This window comes from Mesorhizobium sp. W067 (genome assembly GCF_054719525.1).
The window spans coordinates 4,336,454-4,361,104 of sequence record NZ_JBTTII010000001.1 but is presented as its reverse complement, the minus strand read 5'-3'; the positions used below and the strand labels follow the sequence as shown (position 1 = coordinate 4,361,104).

Genomic DNA, 24,651 nt, shown 5'->3' with positions numbered 1-24,651 from the left:
GTTGCGTGTCAGGGCAGGCGGTTGGCCTTCTGCAAGGCTTGCTTTGTCTGGTCGTCGGTCAGCCCTTGCAGGAAATCGTCCATCTCCGGATCGATAAGGCCGGCGCGGCGGGCGACCACATACCAGGCCCCGGCCAAGATCAGGTCGGGGTCGGTGCCGATGCCGCCCATATAGAGCTTTGCCAACCGGTTCTGGGCAGCGACATTGCCGCCTTCAGCTGCCTGCTTCATCCAGTTGAAGCCGGATTTCAGGTCGCGAACACCGCCCCGGCCCTCGATCATCCAGGCGGCAAGATCGATCTGCGCGGTGTCGTAGTTCTGCCTGGCAGCCTGTGCCAGCAAGCTGCGGGCCTTTCCATCGTCGCGGGTCTTGCCGCCGACGCCATTGGCATAGACCTGCGCCATCGCATACTGGGCGTCGGCAAGCCCTGTCGCCGCGGCACGCTCATAATAAGGCACAGCCCTGGCGATGCCGGCATCGCCCGGATCCTGCTGCACGAGCAATTGCGCGAAGTTGAACTGCGCCAGCCGGTTGCCGGCCTCGGCGGCGGCCTGCATCAGCGCATAAGCTCCCTTCTCGTCCTTCTTGACGTAGCGGCCGTCGAGCAGTATCAGCGCATACTGGAACTGCGATTCAGGAATCCCCTGCTCGGCGGCCTGCGCATACCATTTGGCGGCTTCCGCTGGGTTGAGCGGCACGCCCAACCCGCGCGACAGGATCTCGGCCACCAGCGTTTGCGCCGCCGGGTCGCCATTCTGAGCTCGCACCAACGCCAGATTGTAGGCCGTCTTGTAAAGGCCGCGCTGGAAAGCGCCATAGGCGGGGTCCGCCGGCTTGGCGCCGAAACGTTCGGGGTTGATCGCGTCGGCCGACGGCAGCGGCGCGGTTGTCGCCGGCTGCGGCAGCGGGGTGTCGATGGGCTTGTCGATATGGACGCCGGAATCCGTGGCACCGGCTTTTGGAGCACCCGCATCGGGAGCGATCGCATCCGGCACGCTGAGGGCGGGCGCGCTGGTGTCCGGCCTCGGCTGCGGCAGCGGAACGGTCTCCGCCGCGATCGCTGCCCCGCTCATCAAGGCCGCAACGAGAACCGCGAGAGGAAGTCCATGTCGGCGCACGTCAGCCCCCGAAGCGCGGCGCGGTTTGGTCGAGCAGCGCATTGGCGGCGGCAATCGCCGCCTTAGGATCGGCGCCTTCGGCAAAGACGGCGCTGGACAGCGCCACGAACTCGGCGCCAGTGGCGGCCACCGCTTCGACCGAGGCGATGGCGGAACCGGCCATGACAATGCAAGGGATCTCAATCACGTCCGCCCACCATTGCCCGAGCGACAGGTTGCGCGGATGCGGTTCCGGCTTGTTGTCGTAGCCGAAGCGGCCGAAGAAGATGTAGTCGGGTCTGGTTTCGCCGAGTTCCAGCGCGTCGTCGCGCGTCTTGGCGCCACCGGCGCCGACCATCATCTTGCCCTGGAAGTGTTCGATGGTCTCGGCGAGCGCGTCCTTGGAAACCTCGACATGAATGCCGTCGGCCTGGACACGGCCGGCAATGCGGGTATCGCCGGCGATGATGACGGCGATGCCGGCCGCTTGCGCGGCCGGTACGATCTGTTCTGCAAAGGCCTGGAAGGCAGCCTCGTCCATGCCGCTCTCAGGCAGGATCAGCGAAGCGATATCACCGCCGTCGAAGGCAGCCGCAATGCGCTCGGCCGGAGCGTCCTTGGGTGCGATCAGCACGATGCGGCAGCGGTTGGGGGGTGTTGCGTCGTTCATGGCTTTCGATCCCGGGTTTCGCCTATGCCGGGCGAAGATGGTTGCATTGCGGCATAGAACAAAGCGCCCGCCTTGAACAGGCGGGCGGGGAACGATGCGCTGGCTTTGGTTACGATCGCCGGCGAGCCGACGCTCTGCGGCTCATTTGACGGCTTGCGGGCTTTCGACCGTTGGTTTGGCTTTCCACAAAGTCCAGCCGAGGTTCATGCCGGCGGCGGCGACCAGGATCGCGGCGGCGCCGACGAGCTGGGCCGGATGCAGCCGGTGGCCGAAAGCCATGACATCGACCAGGATCGCCACGACAGGATAGATGAAGGACAGCGACCCCTGCAGATGCGTCGGCAGTTTCTGGATGGCGGCGTACATCAATATGTACACCAGGCCGGTGTGAACGACGCCAAGCGTGGCCAGCATGGCCCAGCTCCAGGCATCGGCGGGCAAATGCGAGAGGTTGGCGAAGGGCGCCAGCATGATGACGCCGACGCAGACCTGGATCAGCGCGATCAGATGCGGCGGGGTGCCCTTGAGCTTCTTGGCGACGATTGCCGCGACAGCCCAGAAGAAGGCCGCTCCGAGCGCCATGACGATGCCGATGACATAATCTGTGCCGGTTATGCCGGAACCGACACCCGCATCGGGCCCTGTCTGCACGATCAGCAGCATGCCGGCGAAGGCGATGCCGAGCCAGGTCAGCTTGGCCAGGGTCAGCCGCTCGCCGAAGAACAGCGCGCCGAAGCCGACCAGCATGAAGGGCTGCGTGTTGTAGACCGCCGTGGCAATCGAGATCGAGGCGCGGGAGAAGGCGCTGAACAGCAACAGCCAGTTGATGACAATGGCCGCGCCGCCAAGAGCGGCGATGGCAACAATGCGCAGCGTCAGCCTGCCGCGCAGCAGCCCGAGTGCCGCGCAGGTGATCAGCAGCGCCACCGCGCCGAAGGCGCAGCGCCAGAACACCACGTCCATAACGGGCTGGCCCGACATGACGACAAACCAGCCGATCGTGCCGACGATCGTCATCGCCGCCGTCATCTCGATCGTGCCGCGTACCGTGTTGTCCATGACAATACCTCTATCTGTTGAGGCCATAATCTCATGCCGTCTTGAGGGTTTATATGCCCTATGAAAGGTGATAAGGGGGCAACACCTTATTTAATAAGGCGCGCGCTGCCCTTTTGCGAGGAGATGAAAATGCTGGACGAGTTGGACAGAAAGCTTCTCGACATCCTGATCCTGGATTCGCGGACTTCGTTGAAGGATCTGGCGCAGCAGGTCGGGCTGTCGTCGCCGAGCGTCTCGGAACGGCTGCGGCGGCTCGAGGAACGCGGCGTCATCCGCGCCTTCACCATCGAGATCGACCCGGAGGCGCTGGGGTTTCCGCTGCAGGCGATCGTGCGGGTGCGGCCACTGCCGGGCAAGCTGCATATCGTCCAGAAGCTGATCGAGGAGATCCCGGAATTCGGCGAATGCGACAAGGTCACTGGCGACGACTGTTTCGTGGCCCGGCTCTACGTGCGCTCCATCGGCGAGCTCGACAAGCTTCTCGACCGCATCGCCGACAAGGCGGAGACCAGCACCGCCATCATCAAGGCGCAGCCGATCCGGCGCCGTCCGCCGCCACTGAATTAAGCTCCAGCTTGTAGCCGATGTGGCTGGCCTTGAAGCCGAGCCGGTCATAGAAGCGATGCGCGTCCTGGCGGCTCTTGTTGGTGGTCAGCTGGACAATCTTGCAGCCGCGTTCACGGCACTGTTCGACCGCCCATTCCAGCAGACGCTGTCCCAGCCGTTCGCTGCGGCGGTCTGCGACGACGCGCACAGCCTCGATCTGGCCGCGCAAGGCGCCCTGCAGCGACAGCCCGGCGAGATAGCTGATCTGCAACGTGCCGATGACGCGGCCGCTATCCGTCATCACGGCAAGAAACTGGTTGGGGTCGGCGTCGATGGCGGCAAAGGCGTCGCGATAGGCCTTGGCGAGTGGCTCGGTCGCATCCTCGCGGCTGCGGCCAAGCGGATCGTCGGCGAGCATGGCTACGATGGCAGGCAGGTCGGCCGCTTCGGCGCGGCGGATGTGGGGTTCGCTCATTGTCAAAAACCTGGGGTCAAAAACCTGGGGTCAAAACCTGGGGCCAAAACCTGGGGTCAAAACTTGATGCATCGGACGGCGCCCTTATGCATCGGCGGCGATCTTGCCGTAAATCCGGAACCGTCGCTTTACGCACAGTTGATCGACACGGCCGGCATTTTCCCGGTCGCGGCGCAAGGGTTTCTGGGCTATTGCAGGGCAACCGTCTTCCCTCCAGCATTTCCAGTTCATGTCAGGTCTGCTCGCCGATCCGTGGTTTTATGCCGCCGCCATTCCGGCGGTGATACTTGTCGGGCTGTCGAAAGGCGGCTTCGGCGGCGCTGTCGGCTTCGTCGGCGTGCCTTTGATGGCGCTGGCCATGCCGCCGGTGCAGGCGGCGGCCATCCTGCTGCCGATCCTGTGCCTGATGGACATCGTTTCGGTGTGGACGTGGTGGGGCGTCTACGACAGAAAGATGCTGGTCGACATGATGCCGGGCGCGGTGATCGGCATTGGGCTCGGCTGGCTGACGGCAGCGCTCGTAACCGAAGAGATGGTGCGGCTGATCGTCGGCGCAGTCGCGCTGATCTTCGTGCTGCGCTGGCTCTATCTCCAGTTCCGCCACGGTTCCGACCATGCGGCGGCGCCCAACCGCATCGCCGCCGCCTTCTGGGGCACCGTCGCCGGCTTCACCAGCTTCGTCGCCCATGTCGGCGGGCCCCCCTTCCAGGTCTATGCGCTGCCGATCCGGCTCGATCCGAAGGTGCTGTCGGGGACATCGGCGATCTTCTTTGCCGCCACCAACGCGCTGAAGCTGATCCCCTATTTCGCGCTTGGCCAGTTCGACACCGCCAACCTGACGGCGTCGGCCGTGCTGATGCCGCTGGCGCCGCTGGCCACCATCGCCGGCGCCTGGCTGGTGCGGCGCATGCGGCCGGAGATTTTTTATCCCTTCACCTACGCGACCGTGGCCGTGGTCGCGGTCAAGCTGCTTTGGGACGGGATCGCCGGCCTGCTCTAAATCCCGCTCAGGCGGCTGCCGGTTTGGTTCGCGGGGCGCTCGCAAAGGTCAGCGATGCACCACCAACGACCACGACCGCCATGGCGCCGAGAGTGGCGATGTCGTGCGCGGTCGGCTTCAGCACCATGTCGGCGACGGCGACGATCATGATGACGAAATCGAACTTGACGATCCGTATCATGCGGCGCCCAAACGCTATGGCAGCCGGGGTCATGCCGTCCGCGGCAAGCATTGTGGCAAGCTTTTCGAACGAAGGCTTCAGCACGAGGATACCGGTCAGAAACGCGGCGGCGTAGCCGCAAAGGCCGATGACGACCCAAAGGTCGGAGAAGCCGGTCCATAGCGAAGTCAGCACCAGACCAGAAGCCAGGGTCGCGATAGACGCCGGCACGAACAGACGCAAGCCGAGTTTGTCCGTCGTTCTCAGCATGACCATCAGCGTCTCGTCGTCGCCGTCGCGATCGGCGAGTATCGAAACCAGCAGCATGGCGAAACCGCCGCCGAGCCAGAGGATCGCTGCCATGACATGCAGGAATTTGAAGAGAGAATACCAGTCCATTGCCGCTCCTTGTGCATCGTTCCGGGGGTAAACGCTGCTTTCGCGCGTCTGCTTCCGAAGGAGGGCGGATTATCTCCGTACATGTATCCAGAAGATGCCGCGTGGGTGCCGGCTTGTTGCGGAGGCGCCGTCGCCGGATTTTACCGCCAGCCCGCACAATACCCGGCATTTGCCGGATAGACGCCGTGTCGGCATTGGCTGGTTTCGCGGCATGATCCTGAAACCTGCGGGGACTAAGCCGCTCGCGACCGACGCTCCATTTTGGCCGCGCGCGGTCGGACCAAGTCTGAAACAACCAACGAGGGTATCCCATGCAAGGCGTAGCACGAAATTTCTTCACCCTGGCCGTCATCTATTCCCTGTGCGGCATGGCGCTCGGCCTGCATATGGCGATCTCCAATGACCATGGGCAGATGCCGACCCACGCGCACACCATGGTGGCGGGCTGGCTGATGTCGGCGGTGTTTGCTTTCTTCTACCACCTGTTTCCAGCGGTCGGGCAAAAGACGATTGCGGTCGTGCATTTCTGGCTGACAGCAATCTGCGGAATCGCACTGATGATCGGGCTTTACTTTGAACTTGCCGGCCATCCGGAGATCGAGCCGGTGCTGGCTTCCTCCTCGATGGGCTTTTATGCGGCAATGCTGCTGTTCGCCTTCATTTCCTTGCCGGCTGTATGGAAGAAGGCATGAACAAGCTGACGATCAGGCTTCGGGGGCCGTTGTGCTTATACGGCACAGAAGGGCAGCGGTCGATCAAGAAATATCCGCGCCGTTAAGGGTCCATTAAGCTTTACAGGTGTTTACTATGTCCATCCAGTGATCTGGATTCTTACCGAGTGGTTGGAGCCACTTCGTTTGACGCCTCCCTGTTAAACTCCTGAGAGCCGCCTTATCCGCGGCTCTTTTTTTGTCTGCTTTTGGTCCGCTTGGCGCCCCTGCGCAGGCGTTAACCGTTTGTTAAACATGTGCTTGCCTTCGCCGGCGGCGAAGCGCATTTTCAAGCTTCAGTCATCTAGGGTGCCGGCGTGACGGCGATGAAGCCGAATCAGCCGACGGGGCAGTGCAGGGGCGTATCGATGAACGAGCCTTCGAAGGGCAGCGCGAAAACCATCAAGCTGGCGGAACGCCGGGTTTTCTCCCAATCCTTCAAACCGCTCTACCAGGAAGGCATGGGCCTGGTTGAGCAAGCAGCGGAATATCTCGACGGCAAGGGCCGGGCCGAGGCCAAGAAGCTGTCCAGACTGGCGGCGACGCTCTATGCGGCCGAATCGATGCGGCTGACCACAAGGCTGATGCAGGTCGCCTCCTGGCTGCTTTTGCAGCGGGCGGCAAATTCCGGCGAGATGACCCGCGACCAGGTCGCCTCGGAAAAATCCAAGGTGCGTCTCGACACCGCCTCGGCGCATGACGAAGCGGTCGGCTGGGGCGAACTGCCGAAGGATTTCCTCGACCTCGTCACCCGCTCGCTGCGCCTGCAGGCGCTGGTGCGCCGCATGGACGAAGAGATCTATGGCGGCGCGTTTGCCGAGACGCCGGTAACAGGCCGCCGCGCCAATCCGGTTTCCGACCAGATCACGCTGCTGAATACGGCTTTCGCTCGAGGTTAAACGCTTCCCGTTTCCGGTTTGTTCACATTTCCCTGACATCGCTGTGCGCCGGAGGTAGACTTCGCGCATGAGGGAAGCGATTCGCATTATCGGTATCGATCCGGGGCTGAGGCGCACCGGATGGGGCATCGTCGAGAGCCTCGGCAACTCGCTGCGCTTTATCAGCTCCGGCACTGTACGCTCCGACGACAAGGCGGCACTGGCGAGGCGGCTGTGCCAGCTGCATGACGGCCTCGCCGATATCGTGCACAGCGCCATGCCGCACGAGGCGGCCGTCGAACAGACCTTCGTCAACAAGGATGCCGTGGCGACGCTGAAGCTCGGCCAGGCGCGCGGCATAGCCATGCTGGTGCCGGCGCGCGCCGGCCTTGTCGTCGCCGAATATGCCCCCAATGCCGTCAAAAAGGCGGTGATCGGCGTTGGCCATGGCGACAAGAAGCAGATCCACATGATGGTAAAGGTGCTGTTGCCGAAAGCCGTTTTCGACACCGAACATGCCGCCGACGCGTTGGCTATCGCCATCTGCCACGCGCATCACCGGCAAAGCGTCGCCGACAGGATGGCGCTGGCATGAGGGATCACGCATGATCGGCAAATTGAAAGGCACGCTGGACGAGATCGAGGAGGATTTCTGCCTCGTCGATGTGCACGGCGTCGGCTATGTCGCCTATTGCTCGGCGCGCACGCTGGCCGCGCTGCCTTCGCCCGGCGAGGCGGTGGTGCTGTTCATCGAGACCTATGTGCGCGAGGACATGATCCGGCTCTACGGTTTCCAGTCGGTGCTTGAACGCGAATGGTTCCGGCTCTTGATGAGCAATGTGCAAGGCGTCGGCGCCAAGGTGGCGCTGGCCATCCTGTCGACGCTGGCGCCGGCAGACCTCGCCAATGCGATCGCGCTGCGCGACATCGCCATGGTCAGCCGCGCGCCCGGCGTCGGCAAGAAGGTGGCCGAGCGAATCGTCACCGAGTTGAAGAACAAGGCGCCGGCCTATGCCGGAACCGCCTCCGGCGCCATCGGCCTTAAGCAGGAGCTCGGCGAAGGCGTGGCGCCGGCGCCGATTACGGACGCCGTCTCGGCGCTGGTCAATCTCGGCTATTCGCGCGACACAGCAGCCAATGCTGTCGCGGCGGCGCTGAAGACGGCCGGCGAGGACGCCGATGCCTCGAAGCTCATTCGTTTCGGGCTGAAGGAACTGGCGCGGTGAGTGATTGCTTGTCCGGTCCTTTGCCCTGTGCGAGGAAGGCCGCATGAGCCTTTCACCCCGCCTCATTGCCCCGGAAAAGCGCGGCGAGGATGCTGAGCAGACCTTGCGGCCGCAGACGCTCGCCGATTTCGTCGGCCAGGCCGCGGTGCGGGCCAATCTCAAAGTCTTCATCGAGGCCGCCAAGGGCCGCAGCGAGGCGCTTGACCATGTGCTGTTCGTCGGGCCGCCGGGGCTTGGCAAGACAACGCTGGCGCAGATCATGGCGCGCGAGCTCGGCGTCAATTTCCGCTCGACCTCCGGTCCGGTGATCGCCAAGGCCGGCGATCTCGCCGCACTTCTCACCAATCTCGAAGACCGCGATGTGCTGTTCATCGATGAGATCCACCGGCTCAATCCGGCAGTCGAGGAGATCCTTTACCCGGCGATGGAGGATTTCCAGCTCGACCTGATCATCGGCGAAGGTCCGGCGGCACGCTCGGTCAAGATCGATCTTGCCCGCTTCACGCTCGTTGCCGCCACCACCAGGCTCGGCCTTTTGACCAACCCGCTGCGTGATCGCTTCGGCATTCCGGTGCGGCTCAATTTCTATTCTGTCGAGGAACTGGAGCAGATCGTGCGGCGCGGCGCCCGCATCCTGCAAATGCCGCTTGGCGACGATGGCGCGCTGGAGATCGCACGTCGCGCCCGCGGCACGCCGCGCATCGCCGGCCGGCTGCTGCGCCGGGTGCGCGACTTCGCCTCCGTTGCCGGCGACGGTCACGTCGACAAGCAGGTTGCCGACGAAGCCCTGACGCGGCTGGAGGTCGACGCGCTCGGCCTCGACGCGCTCGACCGCCGCTATCTCTCGATGATCGCGCGCAATTTCGGTGGTGGGCCGGTCGGCATCGAAACCATCGCCGCCGGCCTATCCGAGCCGCGCGACGCCATCGAGGACATTATCGAGCCCTATCTGATCCAGCAGGGTTTCATCCAACGCACGCCACGCGGCCGCGTGCTGACCGCCAATGCCTGGCGCCATCTCGGCCTCGACGCACCGAAGGATCTGGCGCAGCAGCAGATCAACCTGTTCCAGGAAGAGTAACGGAGATTTGTCCTCCGGAACGGGCTGTCTGCGCAGAATTTCCTCAAGCCTGCCAGCGTGAAGGCGCATTCCTGGATGCTATCGGGCGTCGTAGTGTCGGCGCGAACTGCTCCGATCAAGCGTCGGAGCCAGAAAAGTGATCACCAGACGCGGGTTCCTGAAATTCGTCGGGGGTTCGTTCCTCTCGCTGGCGTCGCTCAGTGCCTATGCGGTCGGCATCGAGCCGATGCTGTTGACCCATGTGAAGCGCTACCGGCTGACGCCGCCGCATTGGCCGGCGGGCTTGAAGCTGCGCGTTGTAGCACTTGCCGATATTCACGCCTGCCGCCCCTGGATGACGCCTGAGCGGATCGCTTCGCTCGTCGAGGGTGCGAACGTGCTGCAGCCCGATCTGATCGTACTGCTCGGCGACTATATCTCAGGCATGTCCCTGGTGACGAACCGGGTGGAGGCCCATGAATGGGCGCCGGCCTTGTCAGGACTGAAGGCGCCGCTTGGTGTCCTGTCGATCCTCGGCAATCACGACTGGTGGCACGATCCTTTCGCGCAGCAGGCCGGAGCGGGGCCGACTGTGGCGCGCAAGGCATTGGAGGAAGCCGGCATCTCGGTTCTGGAGAACGACGCTGTGCGTCTGGAAAAGAATGGATACGGCTTCTGGATCGCCGGACTCGCCGACCAGCTGGCCCTGTTACCGAACAAGGCCGCAGGCCGCGACAAATTTGAAGGCCTCGACGATCTCGACGGCACGCTGGCCAAGATCACCGACCAGGCACCGATCATCCTGCTTGCGCATGAGCCTGACATTTTCCCGAAAGTGCCGTGGCGGGTTTCGCTGACGCTGTCGGGCCACACACATGGCGGGCAGGTCAGGCTGTTCGGATATTCACCGGTGGTGCCGTCCCGCTTCGGCAACCGCTTTGCCTATGGCCATGTCGTCGAGAATGACCGCAATTTGATCGTGTCAGGCGGGCTCGGCTTCAGCATCGCGCCGGTGCGCTTTGGCATGCGGCCGGAGATCCTACAGATCGACCTCGGTTAGAGCATGCCGGTATTCAGGTGATGCCGGCCTGCAAATGAGGTGTTCCTGCGCTTCCGGTAGTCACGGACCAAAGTCCGCTCCGTTCCGGTTCTCGGACCCCTCATTTCCGACTCGGCCTGATCTGGATCTCGACATGCCCTAGGGCTAATGGAGCGAGCGGATTGCATCCATCACGGCGGGTTCGGCCTTTTCGCCGTTGAAGGCATCGACGATGCCGAAGGCGCCGCCAAAACTCCACACCGACCATGAGAAGCCATGCGCCTCGGCGCGCGCGATCATGTCCTTGACATAGGCGGCGCGGTATTTGGGCGGCATCACATAGGGGTTGCCATACTCCTGTCGGATCATGCCGAACTCGCCCAGCGTGATGTTTTCCGGCTTGATGGCGTTGGCCTTCGCCCAGGCCTCGACCTTTTCGAACGGCGCATCCATGACGCCGAGCAGCTTTTCGTCCGTGTTTATGCTGGCGGCTTGTTCATCGAGATAGGCGAGCAGGCCGTTCCGTCTGGTCCATGGCGCCTCGGCTTTTATCTTGGCGCGGATCGCATCCAGCGTCGCATCGAGCTCGGCGCGCGGCACCGCGGTCAGCGGATAGGGCAGCCCGGTAACATAAAGAATGAAATCGCCGGCCCAGGTCGCGCCCTGATGCGTCAGCAGGAACGGGTCGTAGGAGTGGAAGGTCCAGATGAGGTTGTCGTCGGGGATCGACTTTGGGTCGATCTTGACCAGCGAAGCCGCATTGGAATAACAGGCGCCGGTCAGGATCAGCGTCAGCCTGGTGGCCGAGGCGCGCGCGGCCGCGAACAGCTTTTGCTGACGCTCCGGCCACAGGCTGGTGCCATCGCTGTCGCAGTCGACGATAGGCTCGTTCATCGGCTCGAAAGCGACCTGCGCCGGGTCCTCAGTGGCAAGCGTGCGCGCCATTTTGCGGACGACCTCGACATAGGCGTCGAAGGTTGCGGGATCGTCCATCACCTGGCCCATGCCGATCTCGCGGCCGCCGCCGGCCGGGATCAGGTGCATGTCGACGATCACTTTCAGACCGGCCCGGTTGATCATGCGCGCCGAGTCCCGCACGCTGGCATAAAGGTCGTCACGCAGCGCCAGTGTCTGATCCGACATAAACGGCGAGGGATCGACCGGCATGCGCAGAAAGTCGAAACCGGCGGCCTTCAGCGCCTTGAGGTCACCCTCGTCGAGGAACTTGCGCCATTCCGGATAGGGCAGGATGGCTTGTCGGTCGTTCCATTTGTCTTCCCCGACCCAGGTCGTCCACTGGTCGAGGTTGAGGCCGCGCTTCATCGAAAAGCTCGCGGCCTGACCGGGAAGCGCAGACGCCGCCAGCACCAGCAGCGCTGCCATCAAGGTCTTGATCCTCGCCGTCAACAGTGCCATCCGGTTTGCTGCGCTGGTGATTTTGGCAAGACAGGTGCCCCGCCGGGGGCAAAAAGGAAAGCGCGATGGACGATCATGGTGAATCGGCGGCGCTTGCCGGCGGGCTTTCCGGAGCCTTGACGGAATTCGGCCATCGGCTGATGGCGCGAGTCTATTATGCCGACACCGATTTTTCCGGCGTCGTCTACCACGCGCGCTATCTCGAATTCTTCGAGCGCGGCCGCTCGGACTATCTCAGGCTGGCGGGCGTCCACCACACAGAACTTCACGAAGGCAAGCACGGCGAACGGATCGTCTGGGTGGTGCGGCGGATGGAGATAGATTTCCGCTCGCCTGCCCGCATGGACGATATCCTGACCATCGACACATCAACGCAGGATATTTCCGGCGCCCGCATCGTCATGGCGCAGCAATTGAAACGCGGGACAGAGGTTCTGGTCGAAGCAAAGGTCGAGGCGGCGATCATCGGCGAGAACGGCCGGCCGAAGCGCTTTCCGAAAGAATGGATCGCGGCCTTTCTACCAGGAGCAAGCTGATATCCAGGCCTGCCGGCCGGCAACGAGCGGCCAATCGGCAGCGCATTCGATTGTGGATGGATGGCCCGCGTCGTGCCTTGGCGCGGCAATGCGCCGCGCCATATTTCCTAACCCATCCTTAACCATAACGGTTCATGAAGAGATCGGTGAAGATTGGAAGAATCCGCGCGCCTTCCTTTCACCAATATTTGCCCTGAAAAGGCCGCCAACGGTGCATTTTGGGGTTAATCCGGAAGCCAAGCGCGAACGGACCACAAGGGATGCCCATGGGCCAGCCGCCAGCGATGCCCGGAAAATCTTAAGGACTGAAGCATGGAAACTACCGCACTCGCCGATCCGGCAGCGCAATTGTCGATTTGGGCGCTGTTCACACAGGCCAGCTGGGTGGTCAAGCTGGTCATGATCGGTCTGCTCTGCGCCTCGGTCTGGACCTGGGCGATCATCGTCGACAAGCTGGTCAGCTATGCCCGCATGCGTCTGTCGCTCAATCGCTTCGAACAGGTGTTCTGGTCGGGGCAGTCGCTGGAAGAGCTCTATCGCACGCTTGCCGACCGCAAGACCACGGGCATGGGTGCGATCTTCGTCGCCGCCATGCGCGAATGGAAGAAGAGCTTCGAGAAGGGGGCCAAATCGCCGCTCGGCCTGCAGACCCGCATCGACAAGGCGATGGACCTGGCGTTGACGCGCGAGATGGAGAAGCTGGAGGGCCGTCTCGGCTTTCTCGCCACCACTGGTTCGGCCGCACCCTTCATCGGCCTATTCGGAACCGTCATCGGCATCATGACCTCGTTCCAGGCGATTGCCGGTTCGAAGAACACCAGTCTCGCGGTTGTCGCACCCGGCATTGCCGAAGCGCTGCTGGCAACGGCCATCGGTCTGCTCGCCGCCATTCCAGCGGTTATCGCCTACAACAAGCTGTCATCCGACGCGAACAAGATCGCGGTGCGGATGGAAGGGTTCTCGGACGAGTTCTCCGCCATACTCTCGCGCCAAATCGATGAAAAAGTAGCGCCTAAGGGCTGAGGTAAGAAGATGGGTATGTCGGTTGGCATGGCAGGACGCGGCGGACGCGGACACAGGCGGCGCGGCCGCCACCATGCATTGATGTCGGAAATCAACGTCACGCCGATGGTCGATGTGATGCTGGTGCTCTTGATCATCTTCATGGTCGCCGCACCCATGCTGACGGTCGGCGTGCCGGTCGACCTGCCGGAGACGAAGGCCAAGGCTATGAACGCCGACACCCAGCCGATCACCGTTTCGATCGACGCGGCCGGCAAGATTTTCCTGCAGGAGACCGAAATCCCAAGGGAAGAGCTGGTCGCCAAACTGCAGGCGATTTCCAAGACCGGCTACGAAGAGCGCATCTTCATCCGCGGCGACAAGGCGACCAATTATGGTGCCGCGATGGAGGTCATGGCCCTCATCCAGGCCGCCGGCTACAAGAATATCGGCCTGATTTCACTGCAGCAACAGGATCAGTAGACGCACGATGAAGACCGGCCTCACCACATCGGTGATACTGCATACGGTGGCACTGGCTTTCGGCCTGTTCACCCTGTCGGCGCCGGCCGCGCTGCCGTCCACGGATGTCGAGTCGATAGCGGTCGACATCGTTCCCATGGAAGCCATTGCGCAGACGCTGCAGGGCGACAAGAAGGCGGTGATGCATGAAAAGCCGGCGCCGATGCCGACCAAGCGTCCCGACATCGTGCCAGATGCACAGAAAATCGGCGAGAACAGCGTTGATACCGACAAGCCGGTGACGGACGATCCCAAGCCGAAGCCGGTGGAGAAAACAGCGACGGCTGCTCCGGCGCCGACGCCGACCGAAAAGCCGAAGACCGAGGACACGCCGAAGCCAAAGGAAGCGCCGAAGCCGACACCTGCGACGGAGGTGGCGCCGGAGCCGCAGCCGAAGGAAGAGGTCAAGCCCGAGCCGGTGAAGCAGGTTGAACCGAAGCCGACCCCGGTGAAGGAGCCTGCACCAACACCGCAGCCGGACACGACCGCCGCCATAGAGCCGAAGCCACGCGTGAAGCCCGACGCGGTCGCCGAAGCCATATCGGATCAGCAGCCTCTGGAAGAAGCGCAGCTTCCGACTTCCGCTCCTGCTCCCGAAGCACGGCCGAAGCCGCAGCCGGCGCAGGCCGAAAGCGCCAAGGCACCGGACCGCAAGGACGCTGACAAGCCAGTCAAGGAAGCCTCGTCGAAGCCGAAGTCGGATGACAAGCAGTTCAATGAGGCTGACATCAAGGCTTTGCTCGACAAGCAGAAGCCATCCGGCGGCGGCGCTAAGCGCTCGACCCAGCAAGCATCGCTAGGCGGCGACAAGGATCAAGGCCAGAAGCTGTCGAAGTCCGAGCAAGGGGCATTGGAAGAACAACTCGGTGGCTGCTGGACCCTCCCGGTTGGGCTTGAGGGTTCTGAGGATTTCACCGTGGTGATCCGTTTCAGCCTGGATGCCTCCGGCAAGCTGGAGGGCCGTCCGACCGTCGAGAAGTCCAGCGGCAACCCCCAGTTCGACAGCAGCGCGGTTCGCGCTGTGCAGAAATGCGATGTCGCCGGCCTGCAGGTGCCCGCCGGAAAGCATGACATTTGGTCCGACGTTCGCGTCAACTTCGATCCCAGAGCGATGCTTGGCCTGTAGCCTGAGCACCCAGAAATCAGCAAGAGAAGCGAGAAGACATGAAATCCATCCTCAAGCCGCTCCTGATGGTCGCCGCGATGGCGATGGGCATGAACGCCGTCGTCACCTTGCCTGCTCGAGCAACCCTCGAGCTCAACGTCAACAAAGGCAATGTCGAACCGATGCCGATCGCCATCCCAGATTTCCAGGGAGGGCTCGGCGCGCAGATTTCCGAGATCGTCACCGCCGACCTGAAGCGCTCCGGTCTCTTCGCACCGATAGACAAGAACGCCTTCATCGAGAAGATCGCCAATCCGGATGCGCAGCCCCGTTTCGACGACTGGAAGGTGATCAATGCGCAGGCGCTGGTCACCGGCAGCGTGAGCAAGGAGGCGGACGGCCGAATCCGCGCCCAGTACCGACTATGGGATATTTTTGGCAACCAGCAGATAGCCGGGGAGCAGTTTTTCGCCAACGACGCAAATCAACGCCGTGTCGCCCACATCATCGCCGATGCGATCTATGAGAAGCTCACCGGCGAGAAGGGCTATTTCGACACACGCGTCGTCTTCATCGACGAATCCGGCGCCAAGAATGCGCGCAAGAAGCGGCTCGCCATCATGGACCAGGACGGCGCCAATGTGCGCTATCTCTCCGATGGCCGCTCGATCGTGCTAACGCCGCGTTTCTCGCCCAACCGGCAGGAAATCACTTACATGTCGTACGAAAGCGGTCAGCCGCGGGTCTATCTGCTGCAGATCGAGACCGGGCAGCGCGAACTGGTCGGCAATTTTCCCGGCATGACCTTTGCGCCGCGCTTTTCGCCCGACGGCCAGAAGGTGATCATGAGCCTGCTGCGCGACGACGGCAATTCCAACATCTTTGCCATGGATCTGCGCAGCCGCTCGACCACCAGGCTCACCAATTCGACGGCGATCGATACCTCGCCGTCTTATTCGCCCGACGGCAGCAAGGTGGTGTTCACTTCCGACCGTGGCGGCCGCGCGCAGATCTATGTGATGGGCGCCGACGGCTCGGGCCAGACCCGCATCTCGTTCGGCGACGGCGTCTATTCGACGCCGGTGTGGTCGCCGCGCGGCGACCTCGTCGCCTTCACCAAGCAGACCGGCGGCGAATTCCAGATCGGCGTCATGAAGACCGACGGTTCGGGCGAGCGCATCCTCTCCTCGGGCTTCCAGCAGGAGGGACCGACCTGGGCGCCCAACGGCCGCGTGCTGATGTTCTTCCGCGACTCCGCCGGCGGCCCAAAACTGGTTTCCGTCGATCTCACCGGCCGCAACGAACAGTCGATCCCGACCGCGAATTTTGCTTCCGACCCGGCGTGGTCGCCGCTGCTGGAGTAACTAAGTTTCGGCCTGGCCCGCTCGCTTCGTTGCAACTCGGCAACACTACCTTAAAAGCCCCGTTTTGGGGCTTTTTTCACGCCAAAGTCGCGTTTTGGCCGCATTTCCGCCTACGGTCCGCGACCATTGTGGCATCAGGTCATTTTGGCTGGGGACGGCGGCTGAAACCAAATTTTAACCGTGTTTCTTGAATGCCGGTTAACCCAAACGTGGTTACTGGGTGATCAACGAAGTCACTCGAATACGAAGGAGAGGCGGCATGGGCCGTATCGCAGCACTTACCAGAAACCCGGCGATGATCGCCCTGATCGCGATGCTCGCCATCACCGGTTGCGCCTCGAAGAAAACCCCTAACAACGCTGCCGATCTCGGTCTCAATGGCGCGGGTGCGGCAACGCCGGGCTCGGCGCAGGACTTCACCGTCAACATTGGCGACCGCATCTTCTTCGACACGGACTCGACCGCGATCCGCGCCGATGCGCAGACGACGCTGTCGCGCCAGGCGCAGTGGCTCAACCAGTACAAGCAGTACGCCATCGTCGTCGAAGGCCATGCCGACGAACGCGGCACGCGTGAATACAATCTGGCTCTCGGCGCCCGCCGCGCCGCCGCCACCCGCGACTTCCTGGTCGCCAGGGGCGTTTCGGCGAGCCGCCTGAAGACCATTTCCTACGGCAAGGAACGTCCGGTCGCGGTCTGCGACGACATCTCCTGCTGGTCGCAGAATCGCCGCGCCGTCACCACGCTCTCCGGCGCCGGCTCCTGATGAGTAAGACGGCGGCCTTAGTCGCATAATTGCAACACTTCCATGCGAAAGGCGGCCTTGTGGCCGCCTTTTTCAGTTTCGGTCCCGGAAACAAACCCGGAAACAAAATTTGGCCGAAGTCTCGCCTCCTGCTAAGAGCCGAGGGCGTCGTGCCGGTCCCACTGTGATCGGAAGGCGCGAACAGGCTCACGATATTCACGGCGAGAGGCACATGCATTTCAGATCGGTCTTGAGCGGCACGCTTGCGCTGCTGCTCGTATCAGGCTTCGCGGCTTCTGCGAGCGGCACCGGACAACCCGCGGATAGCGGCTTTTCCTTCCATCTGCCGACGCTCGGCATTTTCGGCAAGAAGGAGAAGCCGGAGCAGCAACAGATCGCGCAGCAGCAGGACGGCACCGCCGCCGCGGGGCTGGAAGATCAGCTCCGGCAGATGAACGGCAAGCTCGAGGAACTCAACTTCCAGATCCTGCAGATGCAGGAGCAGATGCGCAAGCAGCAGGAAGACAACGAGTTCCGCTTCCAGCAGTTGGAAGGCGGCTCCAGCGGGCAGCCGCCGGCCCAGAAGAAATCGGAGGCCGCGCCGCAGGACGGTGGCGCGGGCACCGGCGTCGCCGAGGCCCCGGCAGACCAGGCGCCGGCCGATGCCGGCGCGCAGTCGGATGGCGGCCAGAGCGTCGGCGAGGTCATCGTCGAATCGCAGACCGGCGATCCCGGCAAGGTGATCAACGGCACGCCGCCCAAGACCTTCGGCACCATCACCGTCGACAAGAACGGCAATGTAATCGACGCCGGCGGCAACACGCAGGCAGCGGCGCCGGCGGAAGGTGCGGCTCCCGCCGCCGAGGCGCCGGCTGCCGGGGCTAAGACCGGCAAGTCGGACGGCACGGTGGTGGCGGCGCTGCCTGCCACCAACAACCCGGAAGAGATCTACCGCAACTCCTACCAGTTCATCCTGTCGGGCGACTACAGCACCGCCGAGCAGGGTTTTCGCGACCACATCGCCCGGTTCCCGAAGGACGCCAAGGCGGCGGACGCGCATTACTGGCTTGGCGAATCGCTGCTTGGCCAGCAGAAGTATCATGACGCTGCCGAGGTTTTCCTCTCCGCCAGCAAGGACTATCCGAAGGCCAAGAAGGCGCCTGACATGCTCCTGAAGCTTGGCGTGTCGCTGGTCGGCCTCAAGCAGAAGGATGTCGCCTGCGCCACCTTCGGCGAGATCGGCAAGCGCTATCCCGATATTTCGGCCGCGCTCAAGGAACGCGTCAAGCAGGAGAGGGCGCTGGCGGCGTGCTAGTCTTTGCCGTGTTGTCCCAGAACCGGGACCACTTTTGCGCGACATGCATTGATGCTCGATACCGAGCCTGACCTTTCGAATTTTTCGCAGATCGACTTTACCAACGGCGCGCTTGCGGCCGTGTCCGGGGGCAGCGACTCGACCGCCCTCCTTCTTCTCCTCAAGGCTCACCTCGACCGCAGCGCCCCGACAGCCCGGCTGCTGGCGGTGACGATCGACCACGGCCTGCGTCCGGAAGCAGCAGCCGAAGCGCGCAGCGTGGCAAAGCTTTGTGCCGAGCGCGGCATCGCGCACCGGACGCTCAACTGGTACGGCGCCAAGCCGTCGGCCGGCCTGCCCGCGGCGGCACGCGAGGCGCGCTACCGGTTGCTGGCCGAGGCAGCGCAGGCGCAAGGCATTGGTGTGATCGTAACCGGCCACACCGCCGACGACCAGGCCGAGACCGTCCTGATGCGAGCCGCGCGGAATGACGGGCGAGAGCTTGCAGGCCGAGGTCTCGCCGGCATGGCGCCTGCCACCCTCTATGACTGGCGGATCTGGATCGCGCGGCCGCTGCTCGGCGCTCGGCGCGCGGCGTTGCGCGCCTTCCTGCAGCGCGAACATGTCGGCTGGGTCGAGGATCCGACCAACATCGACACGAATTTCGAACGCCCGCGCATCCGCGCCGTGCTCGGCGAAGACCGGAGCGGGCAGCGTTTTGCCGAAGCGATCGGCCTGGCCAGGCGGGCCGCCGGCGAGCGCGAACAACTCGGTCGCCGCGCCGCCGCCCTGATCGGTGAATTTGCCAGCCGGCCGGCGAGGGGTCTCATCCGTCTCGATCCCGGTCTTGCCGAAGCTGACGACACGCGAGCCTCGGTCTATGCGCTGCGTGTCCTGCTGGCGGCGACGGGCGGCACCGCCTTGTTGCCGGACCAGGCGCGCGGCGAAGCGCTGTTCGAGCAAATGCGGGCCGGTCGGCTTTGCGCCACATTGTCGCGGGCGGTCGTCGATATCAGGCGAAACGGCATCTTCCTGCGCCGTGAATCGCGCGACCTGCCGCGTTCCGCGCCGATAGCTGGCACTCTGCTTTGGGACGGTCGCCGGCGGATCACGCCAGACATCGAAGCCGGGGCGATCACATTGGGCGACAGTCCGGGTGCATGGTTGATCGCCCCGCTTGGCGCCGCTGCCGCCGCCAGAACGCCGATTGCCGGGGATGGCGCGCCGCCAAGCCTTGTGCGCGCCGCCCTGGCTGCGGAACCGGCGCTATGGCGCGGCGGCGAATGCCTTGGTTTTGCAGGGGATGTAGCGGCGGCGGCGGCAATCGCCGTCAGTCCCGCCGTTGCGCCCTTTGCCCGTTTTCTGCCGTGCTTCGATCTGGTGTTGGCGCAGGCCGTGGCCGAGTTGATCGGCGCACCGCCTGTCCCGGCTTGCCCTTTGGCCGCCACAGTGCCGGTTGATCATGGCGCGAAAGCTTAACCCAGACGTGCTGTTATGCTTGGCAAGGGGGGGCGCTCTCCCTATGTTAGGCGCAAGTTTCCTCTCATGACGCGTGTCCCAGCGGGCACCAACGGGACAATTGATGAATCCGAATTATCGCAATCTCGCGCTCTGGGCGATCATAGCGGTCCTGCTCATTGCTCTCTTCAATCTGTTCCAGACGCCGCAGACTCGCGGGGCCTCGACCGACGTTCCCTATTCGCAGTTCCTGCAAGAGGTCGCGGCCGGCCGGGTCAAGACGGTGGTCATCGCCGGCGCCCGCATCACGGGCACCTACGCCGACAACGCCAATGGCTTCCAGACCTATTCGCCTGGCGATCCGCAGCTGGTCTCGCGGCTGCAGGACAAGAACGTCACCATCAATGCGCGGCCTGAGTCGGACGGTTCCAACTCGCTGTTCAGCTATCTGATCTCCTACCTGCCGATGATCCTGATCCTTGGCGTATGGATATTCTTCATGCGCCAGATGCAGTCCGGCTCCGGCCGCGCCATGGGTTTCGGCAAGTCGAAGGCCAAGCTTCTCACTGAGGCGCATGGCCGCGTCACCTTCCAGGATGTCGCCGGCGTCGACGAGGCCAAGGAAGATCTGGAAGAGATCGTCGAGTTCCTGCGCGATCCGCAGAAGTTCCAGCGCCTCGGCGGCAAGATCCCGCGCGGCGTGCTTCTGGTCGGACCTCCCGGCACCGGCAAGACGCTGCTCGCCCGCTCCGTCGCCGGCGAAGCGAATGTGCCGTTCTTCACCATTTCGGGTTCCGACTTCGTCGAGATGTTCGTCGGCGTCGGCGCAAGCCGTGTCCGCGACATGTTCGACCAGGCCAAGAAGAATGCTCCCTGCATCATCTTCATCGACGAAATTGACGCTGTCGGCCGCCATCGCGGCGCCGGCCTCGGCGGTGGCAATGATGAGCGCGAACAGACGCTGAACCAGCTGCTGGTCGAGATGGACGGCTTCGAGTCCAACGAGAGCATCATCCTGATCGCCGCCACCAACCGGCCCGACGTGCTCGATCCGGCGCTGCTGCGTCCGGGTCGCTTCGACCGCCAGGTGGTGGTGCCGAACCCCGACATCGTCGGCCGCGAGAAGATCCTCAAGGTGCATGTGCGCAACGTGCCGCTGGCACCGAATGTCGACCTCAAGGTGATCGCACGCGGCACGCCGGGCTTCTCGGGCGCCGACCTGATGAACCTTGTCAATGAATCCGCTCTGATGGCGGCGCGCCGCAACAAGCGCCTTGTCACCATGGCCGAGTTCGAGGACGCCAAGGACAAGATCATGATGGGCGCCGAGCGCCGCTCGTCGGCCATGACCCAGGCCGAAAAGGAACTCACGGCCTATCACGAGGCCGGCCACGCCATCCTGGCGCTCAACGTGCCGTCGGCCGATCCGCTGCACAAGGCGACCATCATCCCGCGCGGTCGCGCGCTCGGCATGGTCATGCAACTGCCGGAAGGCGACCGCTATTCGATGAGCTACAAATACATGATCTCGCGGCTTGCCATCATGATGGGCGGCCGCGTCGCAGAGGAGTTCAAGTTCGGCAAGGAGAACATCACCTCCGGCGCGTCCTCGGACATCGAGCAGGCGACAAAGCTGGCGCGCGCCATGGTCACGCGCTGGGGCTTCTCCGACAAGCTCGGCCACGTCGCCTATGGCGACAACCAGGAAGAGGTTTTCCTCGGCCATTCTGTGGCGCGCACGCAGAACGTCTCGGAAGAGACTGCGCAGATCATCGACGCCGAAGTACGCCGCCTGATCGACGAGGCCTATGTCACGGCCAAATCCATTCTGACCAAGAAGAAGAAGGAATGGATCGCTCTGGCGCAGGGCTTGCTCGAATACGAGACGCTTTCGGGCGAAGAGATCAAGCAGCTGATCGCCGGGCAGAAGCCCGCGCGAGATTTGGGGGATGACACCCCCACAAGCCGCGGCTCGGCTGTGCCGAAGTCCGGCCGCCGCAAGAAGGGTCCCGAGCCCGAAGGCGGCATGGAGCCTCAGCCATCGAGCTGAGCTGACATCACTTGATGCAAGAAAACGCCGCGGCTCAATCCGCGGCGTTTTGCTATTCAGGGTCTCTCAAAGAGCATGCGGGACGGATGCATTTGCTTTGCCGGGGCGCACACCGTCAGTCCGGCCAGCATGTTGCTTGCCCCATCTGGCCAGCGGGATCAGGGCATTGTCCAGCTCGATGCCGAATTCGGTAATCGAGTATTCGACCCTCGGCGGCACCTCGGGAAAGATTTCGCGATGGACGATGCCGTCGGCCTCCATTTCGCGCAGCTGTTGGATCAGCATCTTTTCGCTGATGTCAGGCACCAGCCGCTTCAGCTCACCGAATCGTGCCGGCGCCTTGTGAATCTGCCAGAGCAGTAGCGCCTTCCATTTGCCGCTGATGACCTCCAGCGCCGGCCCCAATCCGCAACTATCTGGCTGTTTCTTTCCCATGTTTCATCCAATTCTGAGCAATCGGTGGGTAGCTTACATTTTTGTCGGTACTTGAGAAAAACCAAGCCGGTCCATAGCTTCAAACCAGCTCGCCGGCATCGGCGAACACCACAACATCATATCGGTACCCCGCTTCGACCTGCAAAGGCCGTCGGCGGCCGGATTTTGTCAAAAAGGGATGGATCATGACACGATACGCAAACAAGAAGGCCGTTGTCATCGGCGGGACGCACGGCATGGGGCTCGCCGTTGCCGAAGCCCTGATCGAAAGCGGCGCCGAGGTCCTGGTCACCGGCCGCGACCAGCGCAACATCGAGGCCGCGCGAGCCAAGCTGCTTTCGCGAGCTCATGTCGTGCGGTCCGATATCTCAGACATGGCCGATATCGTCACGCTCGGTGCCGAAGTGGGGCAGAAGCTTGGCCACATCGACTTCCTTCACGTCAATGCCGGGGTGGCCAATCTCGAACCCGTGGAGCGGGTCACCGAGGACAGTTACGATCGCACCTTCGACATCAACACCAAAGGCGCTTTCTTCACCGCGCAGCGCCTGCTGCCCCTCATCAGGGATGGTGGCGCCATAGTCTTCACCTCGTCGATCGCCGACGAATCCGGCACCGGCGGCATGAGCGTCTATTCCGGATCGAAGGCGGCACTGCGCGCCTTCGCCAAGGTCCTGGCCGCCGAGCTTCTGCCGCGCCGCATCCGCGTGAATGTGGTCAGCCCTGGTTTCATCGATACGCCGACGATGGGTGTGGCCGACGCCTCGGCCGAGGAGCGGGCCGCCTTCATGGCGATCGGCGACGCGGTCACGCCGATGAAGCGCCACGGCACGATGGAGGAGGTGGCGCGCGCAGTGCTGTTCCTGGCGTTCGACGCGACCTTCACCACGGGCGCGCGGCTGACCGTGGACGGTGGCCTTGGCCAGGACCTGAGCCCGACACCGGCGTAACCGCGCAACCAAACCAAGGAGAAGCAGAATGAGCGACATAACAGTGATCGGTCTCGGCGCCATGGGCACGGCGCTTGCCGAAGCCTTTCTGAACCAGGGACATGCGGTGACGGTGTGGAACCGTTCTCCGGCAAAGGCTGAGGCTTTGGCAGCCAAGGGCGCCACTGTGGCCAAGAGTGTCGAGGAAGCCGTCAGATCGAGTCCACTGATCGTGGCGTGCCTGCTTGTCTATGACACCGTTCGTGAGGTGCTCGGCCCAAGCCGAGACGCGCTGTCGGGCCGCACATTCGTCAATCTCACCAACGGCACGCCCGAGCAGGCGCGGGCGATGTCGGCCTGGGCGGTGAGCCAGGGCGCCAGCTACATCGACGGCGGCATCATGGCGGTGCCGCCGATGATCGGCGGGCCGCACGCCTTGATTCTCTACAGCGGTTCGCGCCAGGCGTTCGATGCCTGTTCGGGGCAGCTCGGAGCGCTCGGCACCAGCAAATTCCTCGGTGAGGATGCTTGCCTCGCGCCGCTCTATGATATCTCGCTTCTGAGCGGCATGTACGGCATGTTCGCGGGCGTTCTGCAGGCGTTGGCATTGACGGGCGCAGCAGGGATCCCGGCCGGCGAGTTCATGCCGCTGCTGGCCTCCTGGCTTCAGTCGATGCAAGGCCTGCTGCCGAAGTGGGCGGAACAGATCGACAGTGGCGATCACACCAGCAATGTCGTTTCCAACCTGGGCATGCAGGCTGATGCCTACGTCAATCTCATCGATGCCAGCAGGTCGGCTGATGTCAGCACCGAACTCGTCTTGCCGATGCAAAGCCTGATGAAGCGCGGGGTGGCTGCCGGCCAGGCCAATGCCGATCTTACAAGCCTGGTCGCACTGCTCCAGCTCTCGAAACAAGGCGCTTGACGGGGCAAGACCCAAGAGAAGGCCCGCCAACCTTGCGGTTGGGGGCCTTCGATCTTCAAACGCTGCTGGTCGATCAGCTCTTCAGCTTGGCGTTGCAGAGGCTGTAATAGCCGCCGCCCTTCTGGATCCAGCGAAGGCCGTTCAACGTACCCGCGTCCTTGTTGCCGTGGTAGCCCTGCAGGCAGGTCTTCATACGCGCCTTCGAGGGCTTCTCGGTCTTGAATTCGGCGGCGAGGGTGGTCGGGAATGTCACGCCCGTCGGCGCTACAGCGGGGGCGACCGCCGCGCTGGTTTCCTTCTGCGACTGCGGCTCGGTTTTGACCGCATCCGCATTGGCACTCTCCGCAGCTGACGTCGCGCATTTCTCGGTGCGGAAAGCGGTCCAATCCATGCCGTTCAGAGTGCCGCCTTCCTTGGCTGTGCGATAGGCCTCGCCGCATTCCTTCATCGTCAGTGCGCTTGCAGGGGCGACGCTCCACGCAATCCATGCCGTCACAGCCAATGCCGCCAATTTCAATCTGGACATAAGACTCTCCTGGTTGACAAAAGTT

Annotated in this window: 26 protein-coding genes and 1 pseudogene; 19 read left to right on the top strand and 8 right to left on the bottom strand. The window is 63.3% G+C overall.

What is annotated here, in order from left to right:
* Positions 1-8: 8 nt before the first annotated feature.
* The 3 genes from ACYG97_RS21265 to ACYG97_RS21255 form a co-directional block, all read right to left on the bottom strand.
* Complete coding sequence (locus tag ACYG97_RS21265) at positions 9-1,073, bottom strand: tetratricopeptide repeat protein (protein ID WP_198029680.1); 1,065 nt, start codon at positions 1,071-1,073, stop codon at positions 9-11.
* Positions 1,074-1,119: 46 nt separating this feature from the next.
* On the bottom strand, positions 1,120-1,767 hold the full coding sequence (locus tag ACYG97_RS21260; protein WP_023733010.1) for a thiamine phosphate synthase: 648 nt from the start codon (positions 1,765-1,767) through the stop codon (positions 1,120-1,122).
* Between the two features lie 141 nt (positions 1,768-1,908).
* Positions 1,909-2,826: a DMT family transporter gene (locus tag ACYG97_RS21255; protein WP_023733011.1), complete on the bottom strand. Its 918-nt coding sequence runs from the start codon at positions 2,824-2,826 to the stop codon at positions 1,909-1,911.
* A 129-nt stretch (positions 2,827-2,955) separates the two neighbouring features.
* Here ACYG97_RS21255 and ACYG97_RS21250 point away from each other — a divergent pair, with 129 nt between their 5' ends.
* Entirely contained in the window at positions 2,956-3,393 is a 438-nt protein-coding gene (locus ACYG97_RS21250) for an Lrp/AsnC family transcriptional regulator (protein ID WP_023704892.1), read from the top strand.
* Here ACYG97_RS21250 and ACYG97_RS21245 read toward each other — a convergent pair.
* Positions 3,350-3,847 carry a GNAT family N-acetyltransferase gene (locus ACYG97_RS21245; protein WP_023733012.1) on the bottom strand — a complete coding sequence of 166 codons (498 nt, stop codon included), beginning with the start codon at positions 3,845-3,847 and terminating at the stop codon, positions 3,350-3,352. The genes ACYG97_RS21250 and ACYG97_RS21245 overlap by 44 nt on opposite strands.
* 229 nt (positions 3,848-4,076) lie before the next feature.
* On the opposite strand from ACYG97_RS21245, the gene ACYG97_RS21240 reads away from it, so the two are divergent.
* A complete protein-coding gene (locus ACYG97_RS21240) occupies positions 4,077-4,847 on the top strand; it encodes a sulfite exporter TauE/SafE family protein (protein WP_023668765.1) in 771 nt (256 codons plus the stop codon).
* 7 nt (positions 4,848-4,854) lie between these two features.
* On the opposite strand, the gene ACYG97_RS21235 is transcribed toward ACYG97_RS21240, so the two are convergent.
* Positions 4,855-5,406 (bottom strand): DUF2269 family protein, encoded by a 552-nt coding sequence (locus tag ACYG97_RS21235; protein ID WP_023733013.1) that lies wholly within the window; start codon positions 5,404-5,406, stop codon positions 4,855-4,857.
* Positions 5,407-5,717: 311 nt separating this feature from the next.
* Here ACYG97_RS21235 and ACYG97_RS21230 point away from each other — a divergent pair, with 311 nt between their 5' ends.
* From ACYG97_RS21230 to ACYG97_RS21205, 6 genes are all read left to right on the top strand, one after another.
* Positions 5,718-6,098 carry a hypothetical protein gene (locus ACYG97_RS21230; RefSeq protein WP_023668767.1) on the top strand — a complete coding sequence of 127 codons (381 nt, stop codon included), beginning with the start codon at positions 5,718-5,720 and terminating at the stop codon, positions 6,096-6,098.
* Between the two features lie 386 nt (positions 6,099-6,484).
* Positions 6,485-7,015 (top strand): protease adaptor protein RcdA, encoded by a 531-nt coding sequence (gene rcdA, locus ACYG97_RS21225; protein WP_023688956.1) that lies wholly within the window; start codon positions 6,485-6,487, stop codon positions 7,013-7,015.
* A gap of 67 nt (positions 7,016-7,082) precedes the next feature.
* Entirely contained in the window at positions 7,083-7,589 is a 507-nt protein-coding gene (gene ruvC / locus ACYG97_RS21220; protein ID WP_023733014.1) for a crossover junction endodeoxyribonuclease RuvC, read from the top strand.
* A gap of 10 nt (positions 7,590-7,599) precedes the next feature.
* A complete protein-coding gene (gene ruvA / locus ACYG97_RS21215; RefSeq protein ID WP_023733015.1) occupies positions 7,600-8,220 on the top strand; it encodes a Holliday junction branch migration protein RuvA in 621 nt (206 codons plus the stop codon).
* A 43-nt stretch (positions 8,221-8,263) separates the two neighbouring features.
* On the top strand, positions 8,264-9,301 hold the full coding sequence (ruvB, locus tag ACYG97_RS21210; protein ID WP_023688958.1) for a Holliday junction branch migration DNA helicase RuvB: 1,038 nt from the start codon (positions 8,264-8,266) through the stop codon (positions 9,299-9,301).
* 136 nt (positions 9,302-9,437) lie between these two features.
* The gene (locus ACYG97_RS21205) at positions 9,438-10,340 is read left to right on the top strand and encodes a metallophosphoesterase (protein ID WP_023684177.1); all 903 of its coding nucleotides are present in this window, start codon (positions 9,438-9,440) and stop codon (positions 10,338-10,340) included.
* A gap of 144 nt (positions 10,341-10,484) precedes the next feature.
* Here the strand turns inward: ACYG97_RS21205 and ACYG97_RS21200 are convergent, their stop codons facing one another.
* A complete protein-coding gene (locus ACYG97_RS21200) occupies positions 10,485-11,735 on the bottom strand; it encodes a glycoside hydrolase family 5 protein (RefSeq protein ID WP_023733016.1) in 1,251 nt (416 codons plus the stop codon).
* A gap of 65 nt (positions 11,736-11,800) precedes the next feature.
* Between ACYG97_RS21200 and ybgC the strand changes: the two genes are divergently transcribed.
* From ybgC to ftsH, 9 genes are all read left to right on the top strand, one after another.
* Positions 11,801-12,271, top strand: a complete 471-nt coding sequence (gene ybgC, locus ACYG97_RS21195) for a tol-pal system-associated acyl-CoA thioesterase (protein WP_023673845.1) — start codon at positions 11,801-11,803, stop codon at positions 12,269-12,271.
* Between the two features lie 312 nt (positions 12,272-12,583).
* Positions 12,584-13,294, top strand: a complete 711-nt coding sequence (gene tolQ, locus ACYG97_RS21190; protein ID WP_023673844.1) for a protein TolQ — start codon at positions 12,584-12,586, stop codon at positions 13,292-13,294.
* 9 nt (positions 13,295-13,303) lie between these two features.
* Positions 13,304-13,756 (top strand): protein TolR, encoded by a 453-nt coding sequence (gene tolR / locus ACYG97_RS21185; protein WP_023673843.1) that lies wholly within the window; start codon positions 13,304-13,306, stop codon positions 13,754-13,756.
* 7 nt (positions 13,757-13,763) lie between these two features.
* Complete coding sequence (locus ACYG97_RS21180) at positions 13,764-14,921, top strand: energy transducer TonB family protein (protein ID WP_023733017.1); 1,158 nt, start codon at positions 13,764-13,766, stop codon at positions 14,919-14,921.
* 38 nt (positions 14,922-14,959) lie between these two features.
* On the top strand, positions 14,960-16,264 hold the full coding sequence (gene tolB / locus ACYG97_RS21175) for a Tol-Pal system beta propeller repeat protein TolB (RefSeq protein WP_023673841.1): 1,305 nt from the start codon (positions 14,960-14,962) through the stop codon (positions 16,262-16,264).
* 259 nt (positions 16,265-16,523) lie between these two features.
* Positions 16,524-17,030 carry a peptidoglycan-associated lipoprotein Pal gene (gene pal, locus ACYG97_RS21170; RefSeq protein ID WP_023684182.1) on the top strand — a complete coding sequence of 169 codons (507 nt, stop codon included), beginning with the start codon at positions 16,524-16,526 and terminating at the stop codon, positions 17,028-17,030.
* A 211-nt stretch (positions 17,031-17,241) separates the two neighbouring features.
* A complete protein-coding gene (gene ybgF, locus ACYG97_RS21165) occupies positions 17,242-18,324 on the top strand; it encodes a tol-pal system protein YbgF (RefSeq protein WP_023733018.1) in 1,083 nt (360 codons plus the stop codon).
* A 51-nt stretch (positions 18,325-18,375) separates the two neighbouring features.
* A complete protein-coding gene (gene tilS / locus ACYG97_RS21160) occupies positions 18,376-19,782 on the top strand; it encodes a tRNA lysidine(34) synthetase TilS (protein ID WP_023733019.1) in 1,407 nt (468 codons plus the stop codon).
* Positions 19,783-19,885: 103 nt separating this feature from the next.
* Positions 19,886-21,811: an ATP-dependent zinc metalloprotease FtsH gene (gene ftsH / locus ACYG97_RS21155; RefSeq protein ID WP_023673598.1), complete on the top strand. Its 1,926-nt coding sequence runs from the start codon at positions 19,886-19,888 to the stop codon at positions 21,809-21,811.
* A 66-nt stretch (positions 21,812-21,877) separates the two neighbouring features.
* Here ftsH and ACYG97_RS21150 read toward each other — a convergent pair whose 3' ends face one another.
* Positions 21,878-22,246 (bottom strand): winged helix-turn-helix transcriptional regulator, encoded by a 369-nt coding sequence (locus ACYG97_RS21150; protein WP_023704885.1) that lies wholly within the window; start codon positions 22,244-22,246, stop codon positions 21,878-21,880.
* A gap of 185 nt (positions 22,247-22,431) precedes the next feature.
* On the opposite strand from ACYG97_RS21150, the gene ACYG97_RS21145 reads away from it, so the two are divergent.
* Both ACYG97_RS21145 and ACYG97_RS21140 read left to right on the top strand, forming a co-directional pair.
* Entirely contained in the window at positions 22,432-23,196 is a 765-nt protein-coding gene (locus ACYG97_RS21145) for an SDR family oxidoreductase (protein ID WP_023673595.1), read from the top strand.
* 19 nt (positions 23,197-23,215) lie between these two features.
* Positions 23,216-24,100: pseudogene (locus ACYG97_RS21140) on the top strand (NAD(P)-dependent oxidoreductase); the annotation flags it as partial.
* 73 nt (positions 24,101-24,173) lie between these two features.
* On the opposite strand, the gene ACYG97_RS21135 reads toward ACYG97_RS21140, so the two are convergent.
* Complete coding sequence (locus tag ACYG97_RS21135; RefSeq protein ID WP_023688968.1) at positions 24,174-24,626, bottom strand: hypothetical protein; 453 nt, start codon at positions 24,624-24,626, stop codon at positions 24,174-24,176.
* Positions 24,627-24,651: the final 25 nt, after the last annotated feature.

Excerpts from the sequence above, each read along its gene's own strand:
- ruvB (WP_023688958.1), top strand. The coding sequence starts at position 8,264 with ATGAGCCTTTCACCCCGCCTCATTGCCCCGGAAAAGCGCGGCGAGGAT.
- ACYG97_RS21135 (WP_023688968.1), bottom strand. The coding sequence starts at position 24,626 with ATGTCCAGATTGAAATTGGCGGCATTGGCTGTGACGGCATGGATTGCG.
- pal (WP_023684182.1), top strand. The coding sequence starts at position 16,524 with ATGGGCCGTATCGCAGCACTTACCAGAAACCCGGCGATGATCGCCCTG.
- ybgF (WP_023733018.1), top strand. The coding sequence starts at position 17,242 with ATGCATTTCAGATCGGTCTTGAGCGGCACGCTTGCGCTGCTGCTCGTA.
- ACYG97_RS21250 (WP_023704892.1), top strand. The coding sequence starts at position 2,956 with ATGCTGGACGAGTTGGACAGAAAGCTTCTCGACATCCTGATCCTGGAT.
- ACYG97_RS21235 (WP_023733013.1), bottom strand. The coding sequence starts at position 5,406 with ATGGACTGGTATTCTCTCTTCAAATTCCTGCATGTCATGGCAGCGATC.
- ACYG97_RS21260 (WP_023733010.1), bottom strand. The coding sequence starts at position 1,767 with ATGAACGACGCAACACCCCCCAACCGCTGCCGCATCGTGCTGATCGCA.
- ybgC (WP_023673845.1), top strand. The coding sequence starts at position 11,801 with ATGGACGATCATGGTGAATCGGCGGCGCTTGCCGGCGGGCTTTCCGGA.
- tolR (WP_023673843.1), top strand. The coding sequence starts at position 13,304 with ATGGGTATGTCGGTTGGCATGGCAGGACGCGGCGGACGCGGACACAGG.
- tolQ (WP_023673844.1), top strand. The coding sequence starts at position 12,584 with ATGGAAACTACCGCACTCGCCGATCCGGCAGCGCAATTGTCGATTTGG.
- ACYG97_RS21240 (WP_023668765.1), top strand. The coding sequence starts at position 4,077 with ATGTCAGGTCTGCTCGCCGATCCGTGGTTTTATGCCGCCGCCATTCCG.
- ruvA (WP_023733015.1), top strand. The coding sequence starts at position 7,600 with ATGATCGGCAAATTGAAAGGCACGCTGGACGAGATCGAGGAGGATTTC.
- ACYG97_RS21265 (WP_198029680.1), bottom strand. The coding sequence starts at position 1,073 with ATGAGCGGGGCAGCGATCGCGGCGGAGACCGTTCCGCTGCCGCAGCCG.
- ftsH (WP_023673598.1), top strand. The coding sequence starts at position 19,886 with ATGAATCCGAATTATCGCAATCTCGCGCTCTGGGCGATCATAGCGGTC.
- tilS (WP_023733019.1), top strand. The coding sequence starts at position 18,376 with ATGCTCGATACCGAGCCTGACCTTTCGAATTTTTCGCAGATCGACTTT.
- ACYG97_RS21145 (WP_023673595.1), top strand. The coding sequence starts at position 22,432 with ATGACACGATACGCAAACAAGAAGGCCGTTGTCATCGGCGGGACGCAC.
- ACYG97_RS21150 (WP_023704885.1), bottom strand. The coding sequence starts at position 22,246 with ATGGGAAAGAAACAGCCAGATAGTTGCGGATTGGGGCCGGCGCTGGAG.
- ACYG97_RS21255 (WP_023733011.1), bottom strand. The coding sequence starts at position 2,826 with ATGGACAACACGGTACGCGGCACGATCGAGATGACGGCGGCGATGACG.
- tolB (WP_023673841.1), top strand. The coding sequence starts at position 14,960 with ATGAAATCCATCCTCAAGCCGCTCCTGATGGTCGCCGCGATGGCGATG.
- ACYG97_RS21230 (WP_023668767.1), top strand. The coding sequence starts at position 5,718 with ATGCAAGGCGTAGCACGAAATTTCTTCACCCTGGCCGTCATCTATTCC.
- ruvC (WP_023733014.1), top strand. The coding sequence starts at position 7,083 with ATGAGGGAAGCGATTCGCATTATCGGTATCGATCCGGGGCTGAGGCGC.
- ACYG97_RS21180 (WP_023733017.1), top strand. The coding sequence starts at position 13,764 with ATGAAGACCGGCCTCACCACATCGGTGATACTGCATACGGTGGCACTG.
- ACYG97_RS21200 (WP_023733016.1), bottom strand. The coding sequence starts at position 11,735 with ATGGCACTGTTGACGGCGAGGATCAAGACCTTGATGGCAGCGCTGCTG.
- rcdA (WP_023688956.1), top strand. The coding sequence starts at position 6,485 with ATGAACGAGCCTTCGAAGGGCAGCGCGAAAACCATCAAGCTGGCGGAA.
- ACYG97_RS21245 (WP_023733012.1), bottom strand. The coding sequence starts at position 3,847 with ATGAGCGAACCCCACATCCGCCGCGCCGAAGCGGCCGACCTGCCTGCC.